The organism is Pseudoxanthomonas dokdonensis (assembly GCF_001431405.1).
GTDB classification, from domain to species: domain Bacteria; phylum Pseudomonadota; class Gammaproteobacteria; order Xanthomonadales; family Xanthomonadaceae; genus Pseudoxanthomonas_A; species Pseudoxanthomonas_A dokdonensis.
Window position 1 is genome coordinate 409,071 of sequence record NZ_LDJL01000011.1, and the last position, 17,175, is coordinate 426,245.

Genomic DNA, 17,175 nt, shown 5'->3' on the forward strand with positions numbered 1-17,175 from the left:
GGTATGGTGGAGCCTGCTAAGTTAAACTGGTTCCTTTCCGGCCCACAGCCCACTGATGAATCCGAACTACCTCGATTTCGAACAGCCCATCGCTGATCTGGAAGCCAAGATCCAGGAACTGCGCACTGCCAGCACCGGCCCGGCGGTCAACGTGGACGCCGAAGTGCACGCCCTGCGCGACAAGCTGCGCATCCGCACCGCGCAGATTTTCCGTGACCTCAGCCCTTGGCAGGTCTCGCAGCTGGCCCGCCATCCGGCGCGGCCGTACACGCTGGACTACATCCGCGTGTTCTGCGACGAGTTCCAGGAACTGGCCGGCGACCGCGCCTATGCCGATGACAAGGCCATCGTCGGCGGCCTCGGCCGCATCGCCGGGCGCAGCGTGGTCATCATCGGCCATCAGAAAGGCCGCGACACCAAGAGCAAGATTGCCCGCAACTTCGGCATGCCGCGCCCGGAGGGTTACCGCAAGGCGCTGCGGCTGATGAAACTGGCCGAGCGCTTCAAGCTGCCGCTGCTGACTTTCATCGACACCCCCGGTGCCTACCCCGGTATCGGCGCCGAAGAACGCGGCCAGTCCGAAGCCATCGCCCGCAACCTGCTGGAAATGGCCGAGCTGAAGATCCCGGTGATCTGCACGGTGATCGGTGAAGGTGGCTCCGGCGGCGCCCTGGCAATCGGGGTCGGCGACCGCACCCTGATGCTGGAATACGGCACCTACTCGGTGATTTCACCGGAAGGCTGCGCCTCGATCCTGTGGAAAGACGCCGGCAAGGCCAAGGAAGCCGCAGAGCAGCTGGGCCTGACCGCCAAGCGCCTGCATGGCCTGGGACTGGTCGACAAGGTCGTGCGCGAACCCACCGGCGGCGCCCATCGCAATCCACGGCAGATGGCGACCCGGCTCAAGGCGGTGCTGCTCAATGAGCTGGATGCGCTGGACAAACTGCCGATCGACCAGCTGTTGGCCAAGCGCTACGAGCGCCTGCGTGGCTACGGCGCGTACGAGGCGGCGTAAACCGAGGGAAGCAATCCATCCTCGTCATCGAGGATGGATTGCCCGGCGTTTACTCCGCGCCGTGCGGTTCCAGTTTGAAAATGACCTTGGCGATCATTGCCTGCTGCGGAACGGCGCCGAATATACGACTGTCTTCGCTGCGATCACGGTTGTCTCCCAGCAGGAAGTAGCTCCCATCGGCGACAACATGGCGGGCGAATTCTGTTGAATAGTCTGTCTGCGTGTTCGCCGGCAGCAAGTATGGCTCGGCGACCCTTGTGCCATCGATCAACAGTTGTCCCTGATGGATTTCCAGTTGCTCTCCCGGTAATCCCACCACACGCTTTATCCAGGCGTAGCCGGACCGTGATTCACGAAAGACCACAATATCGCCGCGTTGCGGCCCATGCCTGTCGTTGTAGGCAGTACGCACCACCACGACCTGGTTGGCAACAAATTCCGGCATCATGTCACCTGCAGGTATCCGGTAAACGCTGATACCAAGGATGCGAAGACGCGGATCCAGACTTGGAACATTGCGCGGATTGATCAGATAAATCGCAATCAACCCAACCGGGATCGCCATCAAACCGAGCAGCGCGGCCCGACTCAAGCGTTGTTTCCATTGCTGCATGCAGTCTTCCCCTGCCGTCAACAAAAAGACTAGCCCGGCAAGCGCGGCGAAACCAGCAACATTGGCTACACTGCCCGGATGTTCACCCTGCCTCCCCTCCCCTTGACGTCGGTCACCGACGCGAGCATCTGGCTGGGCTTCAGCGGCGGTCTGGATTCCAGCGTGCTGCTGCATCTGCTGGCCGCCGATCCGCGCTACCGCGCAAGGCTGCGTGCGATCCATGTCCATCACGGCCTCAACCCGGCGGCCGACGACTGGGCGCGGCATTGCCAGGACGCTTGCGCCGCACTCGGTATTCCCCTGGTCACCTGCACCGTGAGCGTGCGCAGAGATGCCGGCCAGGGCCTGGAAGCGGCCGCCCGCCAGGCACGCTATGACGCCTTCAGCGCGTCCATGCGCGCTGGCGACGTGCTGGTGACCGCGCATCATCTGGACGATCAGGCCGAGACCTTCCTGCTGCGCGCATTGCGTGCTTCCGGACCGGATGGCCTGGCCGCCATGCGCGACTGGCGCCCGTGGCAGGCCGGTTGGCACTGGCGACCGCTGCTGGCCGTGGCCCGCGCCGAGCTGCTGGCATATGCCGGTCAGCAGCGACTGCAATGGATCGAAGATGCCAGCAACCTCGACCAGCACCACGACCGCAACTTCCTCCGTCGCCAGGTCATGCCGCTGCTGCAGCAACGCTGGCCGCATGCGCCCGAGGCGTTCGCCCGCGCGGCGCAGCTGACGGCGCAGTCGGTGGAACTGCTGGCGGAGGCGGACAGCCAGGCCGCCGCAAGTGCCGCGACCAGCGACCCACGGCAGCTGCAAGTGCCCGCCCTGCTGGCCTGGCCGGCGGCACGACGGGCGCGGGTGCTGCGGCAGTGGATTGAACGGCTGGGCCTGCCAGCGTTGCCGGCGCACGGCGTCACCCAGGTCGAACGCGATCTGCTTGGCGATTCGCATGACACCCAGGCCTGCTTCCGCTGGCAGGATGCCAGCCTGCACCGCTGGCGTGACCGGCTGTGGGCCGGTCGCGAGCCATCGCCACTGCCACCCGACTGGCAGGCCGACTGGGACGGCGCGTCACCACTGCCGTTGCCGGGTGGCGGGGTCTTGCAACTGCTCGGTGCAGCGGCGCTGCCGTGGGTCGCGCGGGTCAGCGGACGTCGCGGCGGCGAGCGTATCCAGCGGGCTGGCCACCGCCATCGGCATGCGCTGAAGAAGTTGCTGCAGCAGTCGGCGATCCCGCCGTGGCAGCGGGCGACACTGCCTTTGCTGTACGCGCCTGATGGCGCCTTGATGGCCGTCGCCGACCACTGGCTGGCGGACAGCCTGGAAAAGTGGCTGCTGGCTACCGGCGCACGCCTGCAATGGCGACCGCCGTCTGAATCCGCCTCGCCCGCGCGTTGACCTGACGGGCGCAGCTGCCCACACTTGTCACATGGCCAAGAACACTCCCCCCGCACCCTCGCCGGTCGCGCATTTCGAAACCTCGCTGGATGAACTTGAAGCGCTGGTCGAGAAAATGGAACACGGCGACATGAGCCTGGAAGAATCGCTCGCCGCCTACGAACGCGGCGTCGGTCTGTACCGCAGCTGCCAGATCGCGCTGGAACAGGCCGAGCTGCGCGTGCGCCTGCTCAGCGATCCCGAACAACCGGAAAAATCGCAGCCCTTCGCCGCGCTCGGCGATGACGACTGAGGCGCTGTTTGCCGCGTGGGCGGCACGTACCGAACACAGCCTGCAGCAGGCATTGCCAAGCGCCGATCAAGCGCCGCGACGCCTGCACGCGGCGATGCGCCACGCGGTACTGGGCGGCGGCAAGCGCATGCGCCCGCTGCTGGTCTACGCCAGTGGCCACCTGTTGGGAGTGGAAGAATCAGGCGTGGATGCCGCCGCCGCCGCGGTGGAACTGATCCACGCCTATTCGCTGGTCCATGACGATTTGCCGGCGATGGACGACGACGATATGCGTCGTGGCCGTCCGACCGTGCACGTGGCCTTCGACGAGGCCACCGCCATTCTCGCCGGTGACGCTTTGCAGACACGGGCGTTCGAGCTGATCGCGCAGGCCGGGGCCAGCGCCGAACTGCGCCTGCAGTGGTTGCAGCAGCTCGCCAGCGCCAGCGGCGTCGCCGGTATGTGTGGTGGGCAGGCACTGGACATCGATGCCACCGGACAACGGCAAACCCTGGCGCAGTTGCAGCACATGCATGCGCTGAAGACCGGCGCCTTGATCCTGGCGGCGGTACGCATGGGTGTGGCCGCCGGAGCAGCTGATGATGCCCTGCGCGCGAAGCTGGATGAATTCGCCCGCGCACTGGGTCTGGCGTTCCAGATCCGCGACGACATCCTCGATGTCGAGGCCAGTTCCGAGCAGTTGGGCAAGACCGCGGGCAAGGATGTGGCCCAGGCCAAGTCGACCTACCCGGCGCTGCTGGGCATGGACGGGGCCAAGGCGCGCCTGCTCGAACTCGGCCAGCAGATGCAGGATTGCCTCGGCGAGTTCGATGGCGGGCGCAGGCAACCGCTGGCCGAGCTGGCACGGCTGACCGTCAACCGCGGCTCCTGATCACGCTCGCAGTCGTCATTCGCCGCCCGCAAAAAAAATCCCGGCGACATGCCGGGATTTTTTCGTGCTCGTGGCCGATGCCTGCTATTTGATCAGACGCAGCGCGAACGGGTAACGATAGGCCACGCCGTCGTTGGCCTTGACCGCGGCAATGATCGACAGCACCAGGCATGCCAGCCAGGCCAGCATGTTGATCAGCGCACCGATCAGGATGACCGACAGGATGATGCCGATGACGTAGATGATCAGCAGCGTGATCTGGAAGTTCAACGCCTCCTTTGCCTGATCAGTGGCGAAGCTGCTGTTCGGCTTGTCCTTGCTGATCAGCCAGATGATCAGCGGGCCGAGAAAGGACGTGGCGATGCCCAGCAGGTGCGCGACCAGTGCCAGGGTACGGTCTTCCTGCGGCGGATTGCCGCTGGCCGGCGGCGGCGGTGGTGCGGTGACGTTGTCGAATTCGCTCATGTGTTTCCCCTTTTGCAAGCCGATGATTGGATAACCCGCAGAAGCGAACACTGTCGTGATGTATTGCCCCTGTCAAGGACGCAGTCACTCGGCGCCGGCCACCGTCATCCTGCCAACCAGGATCGAGCCGGTGCGTACGTGTGACCGCGGGTCGACATCGCTGCCCACGGCCTGGATGTCGGTGAAGACATTCTTCAGGTTGCCGGCGACGGTGATGCCGTCGACCGGATAGGCGATCTCGCCGTTCTCGATCCAGAAACCACCGGCACCACGCGAATAGTCGCCGGTCACGCCGTTGACGCCCTGGCCCATCAGCTCGGTAACCAGCAGGCCACGGCCCATGCCTGACAGCAGCGAGTCGAGATCGCCGGCATTGGCCTTCACCTGCAGGTTGTGCACGCCACCGGCATTGGCGGTGGTCTGCAGGCCCAGCTTGCGCGCTGAGTAACTGCCCAGCAGATAGCGTTGCAGGACGCCGTTTTCGACCAGGCTGGACCGCCGCGTCGCCACCCCTTCGGCATCGAATGCCGCCGAGCGCAGGCCGCGGCGCAGGTGTGGGAGTTCTTCAATCGAAAACCAGTCCGGAAAAATCTGCTTGCCGGCCTGATCGAGCAGGAAGCTGGCGCGCCGGTACAGCGCCCCGCCGGACACCGCGCCCAGCAGGTGGCCGATCAGCGAGCGCGCCATCTCGGCGGAAAACAGCACCGGATATTCGCCGGTGGCGACGTTGCGCGGCTGCAGGCGGGCAATCGTCCGCTCGGCGCCACGACGGCCTACCGCGGCGGGGTCCTCCAGCTCATCGCGGGACAGGCCTATGGTGTACCAGCCGTCGCGCTGCATGCCATCGCCCTGGCCGGCGATGAAGGCACAGCCCAGTGAGTGCTGGGTTTCGCGCTCGCGGCCGATGAAGCCGTGCGAATTGGCATACACCGAGAGGCTTTCACCACTGCCGACCGAAGCACCGTCGGAATTGGCGATGCGCGCGTCGGCGCGGCCGGCGGCTTCACAGGCCATCGCCATGTCGATCGCTTCGTCGGCCTCCAGCGGCCACGGGTGCCAGGTGTCCAGATCCGGGAACTCGGTCGCCATCAGCCCGGCATCGGCCAAGCCGGAGGCGTCATCGTCCTCGGTATAGCGGGCAATCGCGCAGGCCTGGGCGACGGTCGCCTCCAGGCTTTCCTCGCGCAGGTCGGCGGTGCTGGCGCTGCCTTTGCGCTTGCCGAAGTAGACGGTGACGCCGATTCCGCGATCACGGGTGGATTCAACCGTCTCCACCTCGCCCATGCGGACGTTGACGTTGAGGCCGGTTTCCTCGCTGCAGCTGACCTCGGCCTGGCTGGCGCCCTGCGCCCTGGCCTTGGCCAACAGGTGCCGGGAAAGCTCGGCCAACTTCTCCAGGCGGGCCTGGCTGTCGTCGATACGGGGGGCGGTGATGGCGTTCAATGGCTTATCCTAGTGTCCTGTATGCGAATCCCTTCGCCGGTTTCCCGCCAATCGTGGCCGGATTTCCTGAAGTTGCGATGGTGAAAGCGAGAGTGGAAGTCAATGCGCGGACGCGACCCCGAAACCGATGAATTCCTTGGCCCCAGCCGCACCCAGCAACGCCGGGAGGCGCTGGAAGTGCGCAGTCTTGCCGAACAGCTGGTGGCGCTGACGCCGACCCAGCTGGCCAAGTTGCCGATTCCGGAGGATCTGCTGGCGCACGTGCATGACACCCGCCGGATCACCTCGCACATCGCGCATAAACGGCAGTTGCAGTTCCTGGCCAAGCAGATGCGTCGCGAGGACGACCAGACGCTGGAAGCCATCCGCGACGCGATGGACGACAGTGGCGAGGCCGCGCGCCGCGAAACCGCGTTGCAGCACCGCGTCGAGCAATGGCGCGAGCGCCTGCTGGAAAACGGTGATGCCGCGCTGGCCGAACTGCTGGAGGAATTCCCATCCGCCGAGCGCCAGCGTCTGCGCCAGCTGTTGCGCAACGTCGAACAGGAACGTGCGCGCAACAAGCCGCCGCATGCGTTCCGCGAGTTGTTCCGCGAACTGCGTGAGCTGATGGCCAACGCCAGCGACGAACACGCTGATCAGGTCGACGACGAGGCCGATTGACGCCTGCGCGGCACGCGGCCTGCGCAGGTGACGGAGCGATCCCGGCGAGTGCACGCCTGCCGTCATCCGGCCTGGGTTCCACCCACGGTCAGACCGTCGATCAACAATGACGGCTGGCCAACCCCGACCGGCACGCTCTGGCCATCCTTGCCGCAGACGCCAACGCCCTGATCCAGGGCCAGATCGTGACCGACCATGCGCACCTTCTGCATGGTTTCCGGGCCATTGCCAATCAGGGTCGCGCCCTTCACCGGCGCGGTCACCCTGCCGTCTTCGATCAGGTATGCCTCGGTCGCCGAAAACACGTATTTGCCACTGGTGATATCGACCTGGCCGCCGCCGAAATTGACCGCGTACAGGCCCTTCTTGATCGAACGGATCATCTCTTCCGGATCATGCTGGCCGGCCAGCATGTAGGTATTGGTCATCCGCGGCATCGGCAGGTGGGCGAACGATTCGCGGCGACCGTTGCCGGTCGGCGCCATGCCCATCAGGCGCGCATTCAGGCTGTCCTGCATGTACCCGACCAGCACCCCATCCTCGATCAGCGTGGTGCAATGGGTGGGCGTGCCTTCGTCATCGATATTGAGCGAACCGCGCCGACCCGGCAGGGTACCGTCATCGACAATTGTCACCCCCGGCGAGGCCACCCGCTGGCCGATACGACCGGCATAGACGCTGGTGCCCTTGCGGTTGAAGTCGCCTTCCAGACCGTGGCCCACTGCTTCGTGCAGCAGGACCCCGGGCCAGCCCGGTCCCAGCACCACCGGCATGACCCCGGCCGGCGCATCGATGGCCTCGAGATTGACCAGGGCCTGGCGCAGCGATTCACGGGCCAGTTCTTCCGGCTTGCCGTCGGCAAACAGTTCGGCATAGCTGTAGCGGCCACCCATCCCTGCATAGCCGGATTCACGGCGACCATTCTGTTCCACGATGACCTGTACGTTCAGGCGCACCAGCGGGCGCACGTCGGCAGCCAGCACACCGTCGCTGCGCGCAACCATGATCGTGTCCAGTGCGCCGGACAAGGTCACCGTCACCTGCTGCACGCGCGGGTCGGCGGCGCGGATGAAGCGGTCGACCGCGCGCAGCGCGGCGACCTTGGCGTCGTTGTCCATCGCATCAATCGGATCATCGCCGCGGTACAGCGCGTGGCCGTTGCCGCGGACCAGCGCCCGCGGCGTGTGCGCGGCGCCGTCGCGGGCAATCGCCCGCGCCGAGCCGGCGGCACTCAGCAACGCAGCACTGTTGATGTCGTCGGAGTAAGCGAATCCGGTTTTCTCGCCGGAAATGGCCCGCACGCCGACGCCCTGTTCAATCGAGTGGGCGCCATCCTTGACGATGCCGTCCTCCACGGTCCAGCTCTCTCGGCGGGCATGCTGGAAATACAGATCGCCAAAATCGATACCCGGGCCCAGCAGCGTGGCAAAGGTACGGTCCAGGCCGTGCTGGTCCAGGCCAGCGGGCAACAGCAGGCGGGTTTCGGCGACGGTCAGTGATGTGGAGGTCATGGCACCTTCAGTGGGGGCTTGGCGCGCCTTATACAAGGCGCAGGGGACTGGCGGAACGCCGGCGGACGGGAAAAACCGCGGCGCTCAAGCTCATCGTGCCGGCACGATGCCCGGCTGGGCAATGGTCGAGGATGGCGACGACGCCGATGGCGGTTCCTGCTTCGAGCGCTCGCGACCCATCGTCTCGACCTGCGGATTCTTCCACGGACCGGTGACCCGATAGGTCTTGGCGCCGATTTCGCTCAATGGCTTGCGCAGCACCGCATTGGCCACCGCGCCAACCGCCGCCCCGATCGGGCCGGCGGCGACCGCTCCGACCGCGGTCAGCACGTTGCCGGACTTGGGCAGCACCTCGATGGTCTGATCAAAGCGTTCATTGCGCAGGTCGGTGACCCCGCCAATGCGGATCTCGGCAGCCGGGCCATCGACCACCAGATGATCGCTGCGCGCATTGCCATCGCCCAGCTGCACGCTGCCATCGACCTTGTTGAAGGCAAACCCCTTGGAGAAGAAATCACTGAAATCCAGGGTCAGCCGGCGCCGCACTTCAGCCACGCTCAACAGCCCGAGCACGCGCCCCGCGCCAGGCTCCAGCTCCAGCAGATGACCGTCACGCAGGGCGATGTTGGCCGTGCCATCCAGCGCCGCAAGCTGGAACGCGGCCGGTGAGCCGGGCCAGTGCAGGTCGAGCTTCACGATGCCTTCGCCGCCGCCCAGCTGGCCGGGATAACCGATGCCGGCAAACAGCGCGCCATAGTCGCGGCTGTCGATATGCGCCTGCAGCCGGGTATCGGCATTGGCACCGATGCCGCGCCAACTGCCGCTCAGATCGATGTCCTGCCCTGGCGCACGCATCTGCAGTTGTTCCAGCTGCATGCCGTCGGCCAGCGCACGCGAACGCAGATGGGTCTGACCCAGCGCCAGATCGTTGAATTTCAACTCCTGGATATCCAACGCCAACGGCGGGACGTCGGCCGGGTTGAACGGCGTGGCGTCTGTGTCTGCGTCTGCATCAGCAACGGTTTCGCCATCCGCGCTGCTGCCGGTGGCGGCCTTGCGCCAATGCACCCGCGCCAGCCGGCCACTGATGGCCTCGCCCGATGCCTTGGGAATCAACAGTCCGCCAGCCAGCGCCGGTCCCTCCAGGCTGACCGCCAGCGCCGCTGGCGCCGGTGCCAGTTGCAGGCGTGTCTGCGGAAACGCCGAGCCCAGCAAGAGCAGGCGGTCCGCGAGCACGTCGATATGCTGCAGCGCCAGGCTGCCCTGACCGCCGCCCCGGGTCAGCGCCACCCACTCCATCGCGTCCAGATCGCCGGTATGGCCGGTCACCACCAGGCCTTCCGGCGGCGGCAACTCCTGCACGCTGGCGCTGCCCAGTTCCACCCGTACGCCGGTCTTGCCCGCCTGGCTGCGCGCGCGCAATGCCAGGCGCTCACCAAAAGCAACCTCGGTCACCCCCTGCCCCAGCGGCAGCGCGCTGCTGACCCGGGTCGCCAGCGCCACGGCCTGCGGTTTGTCCAGCGGCGCAGGCAAGGTCAACGCGGTGCCGCGCAGATCCGACTGCAGGGTCAGTTGCACCGGCACCGCGGCGGCTTGGCCGACAACGGCCTCCCGGCCCACTGCAACGGCGACATCCCAGCGCGAGGTGCCATGCGCGTAAGGCCGCAGCCAGGCCATCTCCGGCGCGTGATCCAGCAGTCTGTCGACCGCCACCGGTGCCTGCAACTGGGCTTCGAACGCATGCCGCTGATCATGGGTGTCGTCGCCGGCGCGTAGCGACAACGTACCCGGCAAGCCATCGTGGCTGACTTTCAGTCCCTCGGCATGGAAGCCGTGATCGGAGTACTCGGCATGGCCGCTGACGCCGCTGAAATCCAGGTCCCAGCGTTTTTCACTCAGTCGCGCAGCGCTCAGGTCAAGGTCGCCATACAGCTTTCTGGCGGCCGCCTCATCGGCATGCATTGGCTGCAGCAGGTGGAAACTGGCGCGCACATTGCCGCGCGCCTGCAGGTTGTCCAGCGTGTCGGCGTAGCTTTTCCGCAACGGGCTGTGCTGCAGCAGCGCCAGCAGCGGTGCCGCATCCGAGCGGGTATCGGCATCCACCCGCAGGTGCGCCTGCGAGAACCGCTCGATGCCGGCCTGCAGATGATCGACGTTGACCGCCGCCAGCTTGCCGCTGCCTTCGACGTCGAAACCGGCGCCGATGAAGCGCAACCTGGCATTGAGTTGCTCCATCGCCGGCCAGTCCGGCTGGAACTTGACCTTGCCGCCGTCAATCCGCGCGGTAGCCTCGAAACGGCCGTTGCCGGCAACGAACGGCCAGTCATCCAGATCGCCGCTGACCAGGGCGCGGCCATCACGCACCTGGCCACCCTGCAGCGCGGCATTGAGCCAGTCGACCGCGGCCTTGGGCATGCTGTGGTGGATCCAGAACCCTTTGGCCGCGACCACCGGCGCGTCGTCGACGCGGGCCGCCAGATCCAGCCATGGCCGGCTGCCGTCGCCCTGGAACCACAGGCTGCCACGCGCCTGCAGGCCAACGTCTTCACCCTTGGCCTGCAATTGCGAAGTCGCAATCTGCCAACCCTGCTCGCGGCGCCAACCATTCAGGCGTCCCTGCAAGGCGAACTCGTGGCTCACGCCGAAACCGCTCGGCCAATCAATCCGCACTTTCGATTGCGGATCCAGCTGCAGCTGAAACCCTTCCGAATCACCCTCGAAAGCGCCGGCCAAGCCACTCACACCCGGCGCGTGGCCTACTGGCTGGAAATCCAGTTGCTGCAGGCGACCGCTGCCGCGCATCGCCCCGCCACGCTCGGCGGCCAGGCTCAGGCCGCTCAGGCGCAGACCGGGCCTGGCCTGCAGCAGCCAGCCGCGCAGGCCCGGCGTGAGCCGATCACTCAGGCCCAGCACCGCCAGCAGCGGCGCCGCATCCAACTGCTGCGCGTACAGCGCGTTATGCTGGCCCATCGCCAACAGCAGGCCGTCGAGCTTCTGTGCGCGTTGGCTGTCCTCGACCCGCAGGTACGGTGCATCCAGGCGCCAGCCGCCAGCGATCAAATGCCAGCGCGCACGCGCGGATAACTGCTTGAACTGCACGGTCGGGGTGAAGCTGCGCCCGGCCAACGCCAGCGGCGCGCCGCGCAGGTTGAGATCACGCAGTTGCACGTCGCTGGTCAGCATCACCACCCGATGGCGGTACAAGCGCGCCCAGCCACGCAGGCGGCCACCACCGCGGTCGACCTCGACGCCCCCAAAGCGCAGCAGCGGCGCCCATGCGCCGACATCATCGGCGTCCAGCTCGGCATAGGCGCGACCACCGCCCTGCTGGCGATCAAAATCGACATTGACCCGCAGCGGTGGCGCATCCTTGCGAATCCGGGCCAGGGTCGCCGCACGTACCCGTTGACCATCGACCCGCAGGCGCAGATCGATATCGGGCAGTTGCAGCTTCCAGTCCAGACTCGGGGCCAGGATCGACAGGCTGCCGTCGATCACCTGCAACTCGCCCAGTCCTTCCAGGGTGCGCAACGGATCGCCTCCACGCTGGCCCGGCAGACCCTGCACCGACCAGCTGCCGTCGGCGGCGCGGACCAGGGTCAGCGCCAGCTGCCGCAGGCGCAACTCGGTGAACGAACGTCGCGGCAGCAGACCGCCATACATCGATACCAGCATCTCCGCCTGGCCGATGCGTACCGCCTGCGCACCGCTGCCGATGCGCAGCCCCTGCATCTGCAGCAGCGGACCCCGACGCGTCCATTCGGTGGTCAGGGAATCAAATGCAATCGGCCGCCCGGCACGCTGGCTCAACCAAGCGGCCACCTGCTCCGGATGGCGTTCAACCGCTGGCAGCAGCTGGCTGGCGATGCCCAGCACCAACGCCATGCAGACCAGGGTCAGGGCCACGCCGTAGGCAATGCCACGACGAGCCAAACGCAAGCGTCGGCGCAACGGGGTCGGCATCAGCGGCGAGCGCGGAACTGGACGGACAGGCCGGCCGGACCGTAGCGGTCGTCCAGCTCTGCAGTATCCGCAGGCAGTGCGCGCGGGTTACAGCAGGACCACATCAAACTGCTCCTGCAGGTATTGCTCGTCGGCTTGGAACCGAATCGATTTGCCGAGGAACTCTTCCAGCTCGGCCACCGCCGCGGACTCCTCGTCAGTGATCCGCGTCACCACCTGCGGCGATGCGATCACCAGCAGCCGTGCGGCCTCGAACTGGCGCACCGCGCGGGTGATTTCGCGGAAGATTTCGTAGGTTACGGTTTCGGCGGTCTTGATGGTGCCGCGGCCGCTGCATTCCGGGCACGGCTCGGACAGCTGCCGTTCCAGACTCTCGACGGTGCGCTTGCGGGTCATCTCGACCAGTCCCAGCGGCGAGAAATCATAGACCGTGGTCTTGGCGTGATCCCGGGCCAGGGCTTTTTCCAGCGTCCGCAGCACCTGTCGCTTGTGCTCGGTATCGGTCATGTCGATGAAGTCGATGATGATGATGCCGCCGAGATTGCGCAGCCGCAGCTGCCTGGCCACCGCCTGCGCGGCTTCCAGGTTGGTGCGGTAAACGGTTTCTTCGAGGTTGCGCTGGCCGAGGAACGAGCCGGTATTGACGTCGATGGTGGTCATCGCCTCGGTCTGGTCGATGACCAGATAACCGCCCGACTTCAGCGGCACGTCCTTGACCAGCGCACGGCCGATTTCATCCTCGACCCCGTACAGATCGAAGATCGGCCGCTCACCGGAATAGTGCTCGATGCGCTCGGCCAGCACCGGCATGTACTTGGCCGCGAATGCCTGCAGGCGCTCGCTGGTTTCGCGCGAATCGACCTTGACCTTCTCGACGTCGCGGCGCATCAGGTCGCGCACCGCACGCAGCGGCAAGGTCAGGTCTTCATAGATGCAGGCACCGACGGCGGACTCGCGGCTGCGTTGTTCGATCAAGGCCCAGACCCGGGCCAGATAGGCGACATCCTCGGCCAGTGCTTCGGCCGGTTGGCCTTCGGCATTGGTGCGGATGATGTAGCCATGGCCGCCATGCTGGGTCGACAGCTCGGTGACCAGCGACTTCAGCCGCTGGCGTTCGCCCTCGTCCTCGATCCGGGCCGACACTCCGACCACCCTGGACTGCGGCAGCAGCACCAGATAGCGCGAAGGAATACTGATCTGGGTGGTCAGCCGCGCGCCCTTGCTGCCAATCGGATCCTTGACCACCTGGACCACGACATCCTGGCCGTCGCGCAGCAGATCCATGATCGGCACCGACGGCGGTGATGGTGCCGGCAACAGCGGTGCCTCTTCGCTTTCGCCACTGACCACCGGGGTCGGCCGGACAATGTCGTTGGCGTGCAGGAAGGCGGCGCGATCCAGGCCGACTTCGATGAAAGCCGCCTGCATCCCCGGCATCACCCGCTGCACCTTGCCCTTGTAGATGTTGCCGACCACGCCGCGACGCCAGCCGCGTTCGATGTGCAGTTCCTGCAGCATCCCGTTTTCGATCACCGCCACCCGGGTTTCGCGCGGGGTCACGTTGACCAGGATTTCCTCGGACATCAATGCACCCCGAACTGCCGCAGCAGCTGCATGGTCTGGTAGAGAGGCAGGCCCATCACCCCGGAATAACTGCCGGACAGATGCACGACAAAACGTTCCGCACCGCCCTGGATCGCGTAGCCGCCAGCCTTGCCCATCGGCTCGCCGCTGGCCACGTATTCGTCGATGTCAGCCGCGTCGATCTCGGCAAAGCGCACTTCCGACATCGATACCGCCTGCGCTTCGCGACCGGCATCGACCAGCGACACCGCCGAGATGACCCGGTGGGTGCGCCCGGACAGGCGTCGCAGCATCGCCGCCGCATCGGCCTGATCGACCGGCTTGCCGAACACTTCGTCGTCCAGCACCACCTCGGTATCGGCCCCAAGCACGCAGGCGCTGGCATTGCCCTGCACCGCCAACAGCCCGGCCCCGGCTTTTTCGCGCGCGACCCGGCGCACGTAATCCTCCGGCGCTTCGCCGGGCTGGCGCACTTCCGGGATGTCGATGTCCAGCAAGCCGAACGGCTGGCCGAGGCGGGTCAGCAGTTCAGCGCGGCGGGGGGATTTGGAAGCCAGATAAATCATCTGTTAAAGAATAACCCGCCACGCCTGACTGAATGCTTCTTGAGCCGGCACTTTGCCCCGGCAACCCCGCCCGGCCTCACAGCGCGTTCATCGTTTACTGAACAGGCTGGGCCATCATCGCCCGGCTTGAACGCCCCTACCGGCCACAAGGAGCCACCATGCATTCCACGTTGCGTCCCATCCTGCTCGCCCTGTCCCTTGCTCTAGGAGTCGCCCACATGCCTGCCCAGGCCCAGACCATGCCCAGCTACGCGGTATCCGCCGACGGCACGCTGTTGAATGTATCGGCGCAGGCCGAAGCCTCACGGGTGCCGGATGTGGCCACGCTGTCGGCCGGCGTGGTCACCCAGGCCGCCGACGGCAACGCCGCGATGCGCCAGAACGCCGAACAGATGAGCCAGGTCACCGCCGCCATCAAGAAGGCCGGCATCCCCGACCGCGACGTGCAGACCAGTGGCGTCAACCTCAACCCGCAATACCGCTACGCCGACAACGAGGCACCGAAAATCACCGGCTACCAGGCCAGCAATACGGTCAACCTGAAAGTCCGCGACGTGACCAGGCTGGGCGAAGTACTGGATGCACTGGCGGCGGTCGGCGCCAACCAGATCAACGGCCCCAGCTTTGAAATCGACAAGCCGGAGCCGGTCTATGACGAAGCGCGGCTGGCCGCGCTGGAGAAAGCACAGGCACGCGCGCAGACCTATGCCAGGGCGCTTGGCCTGCGGGTGCGCCGCATCGTCAGCATTTCCGAAGGTGGCGGCGGTGGCTTCCAGCCGCGTCCGATGATGATGGCCAAGGCCATGGACCGCGCCGAATCGACGCCGGTGGCGCCGGGCGAAACCACCTTGTCGGTCAACCTCGACGTGGTTTTCGAACTGGGCAAGTAAGCCGGTCCTGCGTGTTTCACTTCACAACGGCACCTGCGGGTGCCGTTGTTGTCTATGCTGTCGGCCGGGCCGCTACCAGCGGTCTGACTTGTACAGGCGCCGGCACAGGCGCAATCTGGGCTGGCGGCGGCTGCGCCCAACCCCATTGGTCGCACTGGCGCGTTGGCAAGACCATGAGCGTGATGCGCACGCTCTATCTACAACGGAGGTGGACCATGGTTCGTGCATTGCCTTTCGATTCCGAGACCCGCGTCAATCCCGGCCGCGTAATGGCCATCTTCACCGCCATCGCGGTGCATGTCGCCGCACTGCTGATGTTGCTGGTGCCGCTGGCATCGGTGCCGCCGGACATTACGCCGCGACCTGACAAACCAACCATTCGTTTCTACACCCGCCCGCTGCCACCACCGGTGGTCCCGGTGGCGCCGGCGACACCCAGACCAGTGCAGCCGGTCACCGTCGAACGCACGCAGGCCGCCACGCCGAAGCCGCCGGCGATAACGGTCAACCCAGCGGTTTCACCTGTTTTCGATGCCCGCGCGATTGATCTGCCGGCGCAGGACCCGGTCGCCGATGCCGGCCCCGAAGCGCCGGTAAGCAGTGGGCCGATAGCCGCGGGCCAACTGCAATACGTCAGCGCACCGGCGCCGGGCTATCCCCGCGATGCCCTCCGCGATCACGCGCAGGGCACGGTGATGCTGAGGGTGCTGGTGGACAGTGACGGCACGCCGCTGGAAGTCAGCATCGAAACCAGCAGTGGCAACCGCTCACTGGATCGCAAGGCACAGCAGCAGGTGCTGAAGCACTGGCGGTTCAAGCCAGCCTTCAGCAATGGACAGGCCGTGCAGTCCTACGGACTGGTGCCGATCCAGTTCAGCCTGCAATAGCCGCAATGACTGCAGGAAAAAACAAAACCCGCCGCTGGCGGGTTTTGTCCTGTATGGCTGGTAGCGAAGACACGCGCCGCGGGTGCGGGCTACGCGCGATGGTAGGGGTGGTTGGCCAGCATCGCCGCGGCCCGGTAGACCTGCTCCACTACCACCAGCCGCGCCAGCATGTGCGGCAACGTCAACGGCCCCAGCGACCAGGTTTCATGCGCGCTGGCGAGCACATCCGTGGCATGGCCTTCTGGCCCGCCAATCAGGAACGCCAGGTCACTGCCCAGACTGCGCCAGTGTTCGAGACGCTGCGAGAGTTGTTCGGACGAGTGTTGCTTGCCGGTGACTTCCAAAGCGATGACGTGTGCGTTCTTGGGCAATGCCGCCAGCACCCGCTTGCCTTCCTCATCGATGGCGCGCTGGCCATCGCGGCCTTTGCCACGCAAGCCGGGCTGCACTTCCACCAGCTCGAACGGCAACCAGTGCGAGAGGCGCTTCTGGTAGTCGGCAAATCCCTGAGCGACCCAGGCCGGGGCGCGTTCGCCAGTGGCAATCAGGCGCGCTTTCATCGTCGGCCTGCGTTCACCCCGGCGACTTACAACCGGGATTCGTCGGCGGTTTCCAGATCGTCCGGATCCTGATCACCGACCGTCCACAGACGCTCCAGCGCGTAGAACTCGCGCACCCGTGGCAGCATGATGTGGACCAGCACGTCGCCCAGATCGACCAGTACCCATTCGGCTTCGCGTTCACCTTCCACGCCCAGCGGCATGACGTCCAGCTTCTTGGCGAACTTGACCACCTCGTTGGCAATCGACTTGACGTGGCGGGTCGAGGTACCGGAGGCAATCACCATGTAATCGGCGACGCTGGACTTGCCGCGCACATCGATTTCAATCACGTCCTTGGCCTTGAGCTCGTTGACGGCGGCATGCACCGTGGCCAGCAGTTCGGGCAGCGCTGGCGGAGGACTGGGAAGACGGGTCTTGATGACGTGGGCTTGGCTGGACAAAGGCTTATCGGCTCTGG

General features: G+C 66.0%; 16 protein-coding genes. 7 read left to right on the plus strand and 9 right to left on the minus strand.

Annotated features, from left to right (window positions below):
- Positions 1–55: 55 nt before the first annotated feature.
- Entirely contained in the window at positions 56–1,015 is a 960-nt protein-coding gene (locus tag ABB29_RS11480; protein ID WP_057659117.1) for an acetyl-CoA carboxylase carboxyltransferase subunit alpha, read from the plus strand.
- A gap of 49 nt (positions 1,016–1,064) precedes the next feature.
- On the opposite strand, the gene lepB is transcribed toward ABB29_RS11480, so the two are convergent.
- Positions 1,065–1,628, minus strand: coding sequence for a signal peptidase I (gene lepB, locus ABB29_RS11485; protein ID WP_170185870.1), 564 nt, complete (start codon positions 1,626–1,628; stop codon positions 1,065–1,067).
- A gap of 78 nt (positions 1,629–1,706) precedes the next feature.
- Here lepB and tilS point away from each other — a divergent pair, with 78 nt between their 5' ends.
- The 3 genes from tilS to ABB29_RS11500 are packed head-to-tail and all read left to right on the plus strand — an operon-like array spanning position 1,707 to position 4,183.
- On the plus strand, positions 1,707–3,020 hold the full coding sequence (tilS, locus tag ABB29_RS11490; protein ID WP_057659121.1) for a tRNA lysidine(34) synthetase TilS: 1,314 nt from the start codon (positions 1,707–1,709) through the stop codon (positions 3,018–3,020).
- Between the two features lie 31 nt (positions 3,021–3,051).
- The gene (locus tag ABB29_RS11495) at positions 3,052–3,312 is read left to right on the plus strand and encodes an exodeoxyribonuclease VII small subunit (protein ID WP_057659123.1); all 261 of its coding nucleotides are present in this window, start codon (positions 3,052–3,054) and stop codon (positions 3,310–3,312) included.
- Positions 3,302–4,183, plus strand: coding sequence for a polyprenyl synthetase family protein (locus ABB29_RS11500; protein WP_057659126.1), 882 nt, complete (start codon positions 3,302–3,304; stop codon positions 4,181–4,183). The genes ABB29_RS11495 and ABB29_RS11500 overlap by 11 nt, the downstream gene beginning before the upstream one ends.
- An 84-nt stretch (positions 4,184–4,267) precedes the next feature.
- Here the strand turns inward: ABB29_RS11500 and ABB29_RS11505 are convergent, their stop codons facing one another.
- Both ABB29_RS11505 and pmbA read right to left on the minus strand, forming a co-directional pair.
- Complete coding sequence (locus tag ABB29_RS11505; RefSeq protein WP_057659128.1) at positions 4,268–4,648, minus strand: DUF4870 domain-containing protein; 381 nt, start codon at positions 4,646–4,648, stop codon at positions 4,268–4,270.
- 84 nt (positions 4,649–4,732) lie between these two features.
- Entirely contained in the window at positions 4,733–6,091 is a 1,359-nt protein-coding gene (gene pmbA / locus ABB29_RS11510; protein ID WP_057659129.1) for a metalloprotease PmbA, read from the minus strand.
- A 102-nt stretch (positions 6,092–6,193) separates the two neighbouring features.
- Between pmbA and yjgA the strand changes: the two genes are divergently transcribed.
- Entirely contained in the window at positions 6,194–6,754 is a 561-nt protein-coding gene (yjgA, locus tag ABB29_RS11515; protein WP_057659131.1) for a ribosome biogenesis factor YjgA, read from the plus strand.
- Between the two features lie 62 nt (positions 6,755–6,816).
- On the opposite strand, the gene tldD is transcribed toward yjgA, so the two are convergent.
- From tldD to ABB29_RS11535, 4 genes are all read right to left on the minus strand, one after another.
- A complete protein-coding gene (gene tldD / locus ABB29_RS11520; protein WP_057659134.1) occupies positions 6,817–8,265 on the minus strand; it encodes a metalloprotease TldD in 1,449 nt (482 codons plus the stop codon).
- 90 nt (positions 8,266–8,355) lie between these two features.
- On the minus strand, positions 8,356–12,228 hold the full coding sequence (locus ABB29_RS11525) for a YhdP family protein (RefSeq protein ID WP_057659136.1): 3,873 nt from the start codon (positions 12,226–12,228) through the stop codon (positions 8,356–8,358).
- Positions 12,229–12,315: 87 nt separating this feature from the next.
- Positions 12,316–13,812: a ribonuclease G gene (gene rng / locus ABB29_RS11530; protein ID WP_057659138.1), complete on the minus strand. Its 1,497-nt coding sequence runs from the start codon at positions 13,810–13,812 to the stop codon at positions 12,316–12,318.
- Positions 13,812–14,378 carry a Maf family nucleotide pyrophosphatase gene (locus ABB29_RS11535; protein ID WP_057659141.1) on the minus strand — a complete coding sequence of 189 codons (567 nt, stop codon included), beginning with the start codon at positions 14,376–14,378 and terminating at the stop codon, positions 13,812–13,814. The genes rng and ABB29_RS11535 overlap by 1 nt, the downstream gene beginning before the upstream one ends.
- A 158-nt stretch (positions 14,379–14,536) precedes the next feature.
- On the opposite strand from ABB29_RS11535, the gene ABB29_RS11540 reads away from it, so the two are divergent.
- Both ABB29_RS11540 and ABB29_RS11545 read left to right on the plus strand, forming a co-directional pair.
- Positions 14,537–15,268 carry an SIMPL domain-containing protein gene (locus tag ABB29_RS11540; RefSeq protein WP_057659143.1) on the plus strand — a complete coding sequence of 244 codons (732 nt, stop codon included), beginning with the start codon at positions 14,537–14,539 and terminating at the stop codon, positions 15,266–15,268.
- 215 nt (positions 15,269–15,483) lie between these two features.
- The gene (locus tag ABB29_RS11545) at positions 15,484–16,155 is read left to right on the plus strand and encodes an energy transducer TonB (protein ID WP_083487827.1); all 672 of its coding nucleotides are present in this window, start codon (positions 15,484–15,486) and stop codon (positions 16,153–16,155) included.
- A gap of 89 nt (positions 16,156–16,244) precedes the next feature.
- Here the strand turns inward: ABB29_RS11545 and rlmH are convergent, their stop codons facing one another.
- On the minus strand, positions 16,245–16,715 hold the full coding sequence (gene rlmH / locus ABB29_RS11550) for a 23S rRNA (pseudouridine(1915)-N(3))-methyltransferase RlmH (RefSeq protein WP_057659146.1): 471 nt from the start codon (positions 16,713–16,715) through the stop codon (positions 16,245–16,247).
- Between the two features lie 26 nt (positions 16,716–16,741).
- Positions 16,742–17,158: a ribosome silencing factor gene (rsfS, locus tag ABB29_RS11555; RefSeq protein WP_057659148.1), complete on the minus strand. Its 417-nt coding sequence runs from the start codon at positions 17,156–17,158 to the stop codon at positions 16,742–16,744.
- Positions 17,159–17,175 lie beyond the last annotated feature (17 nt).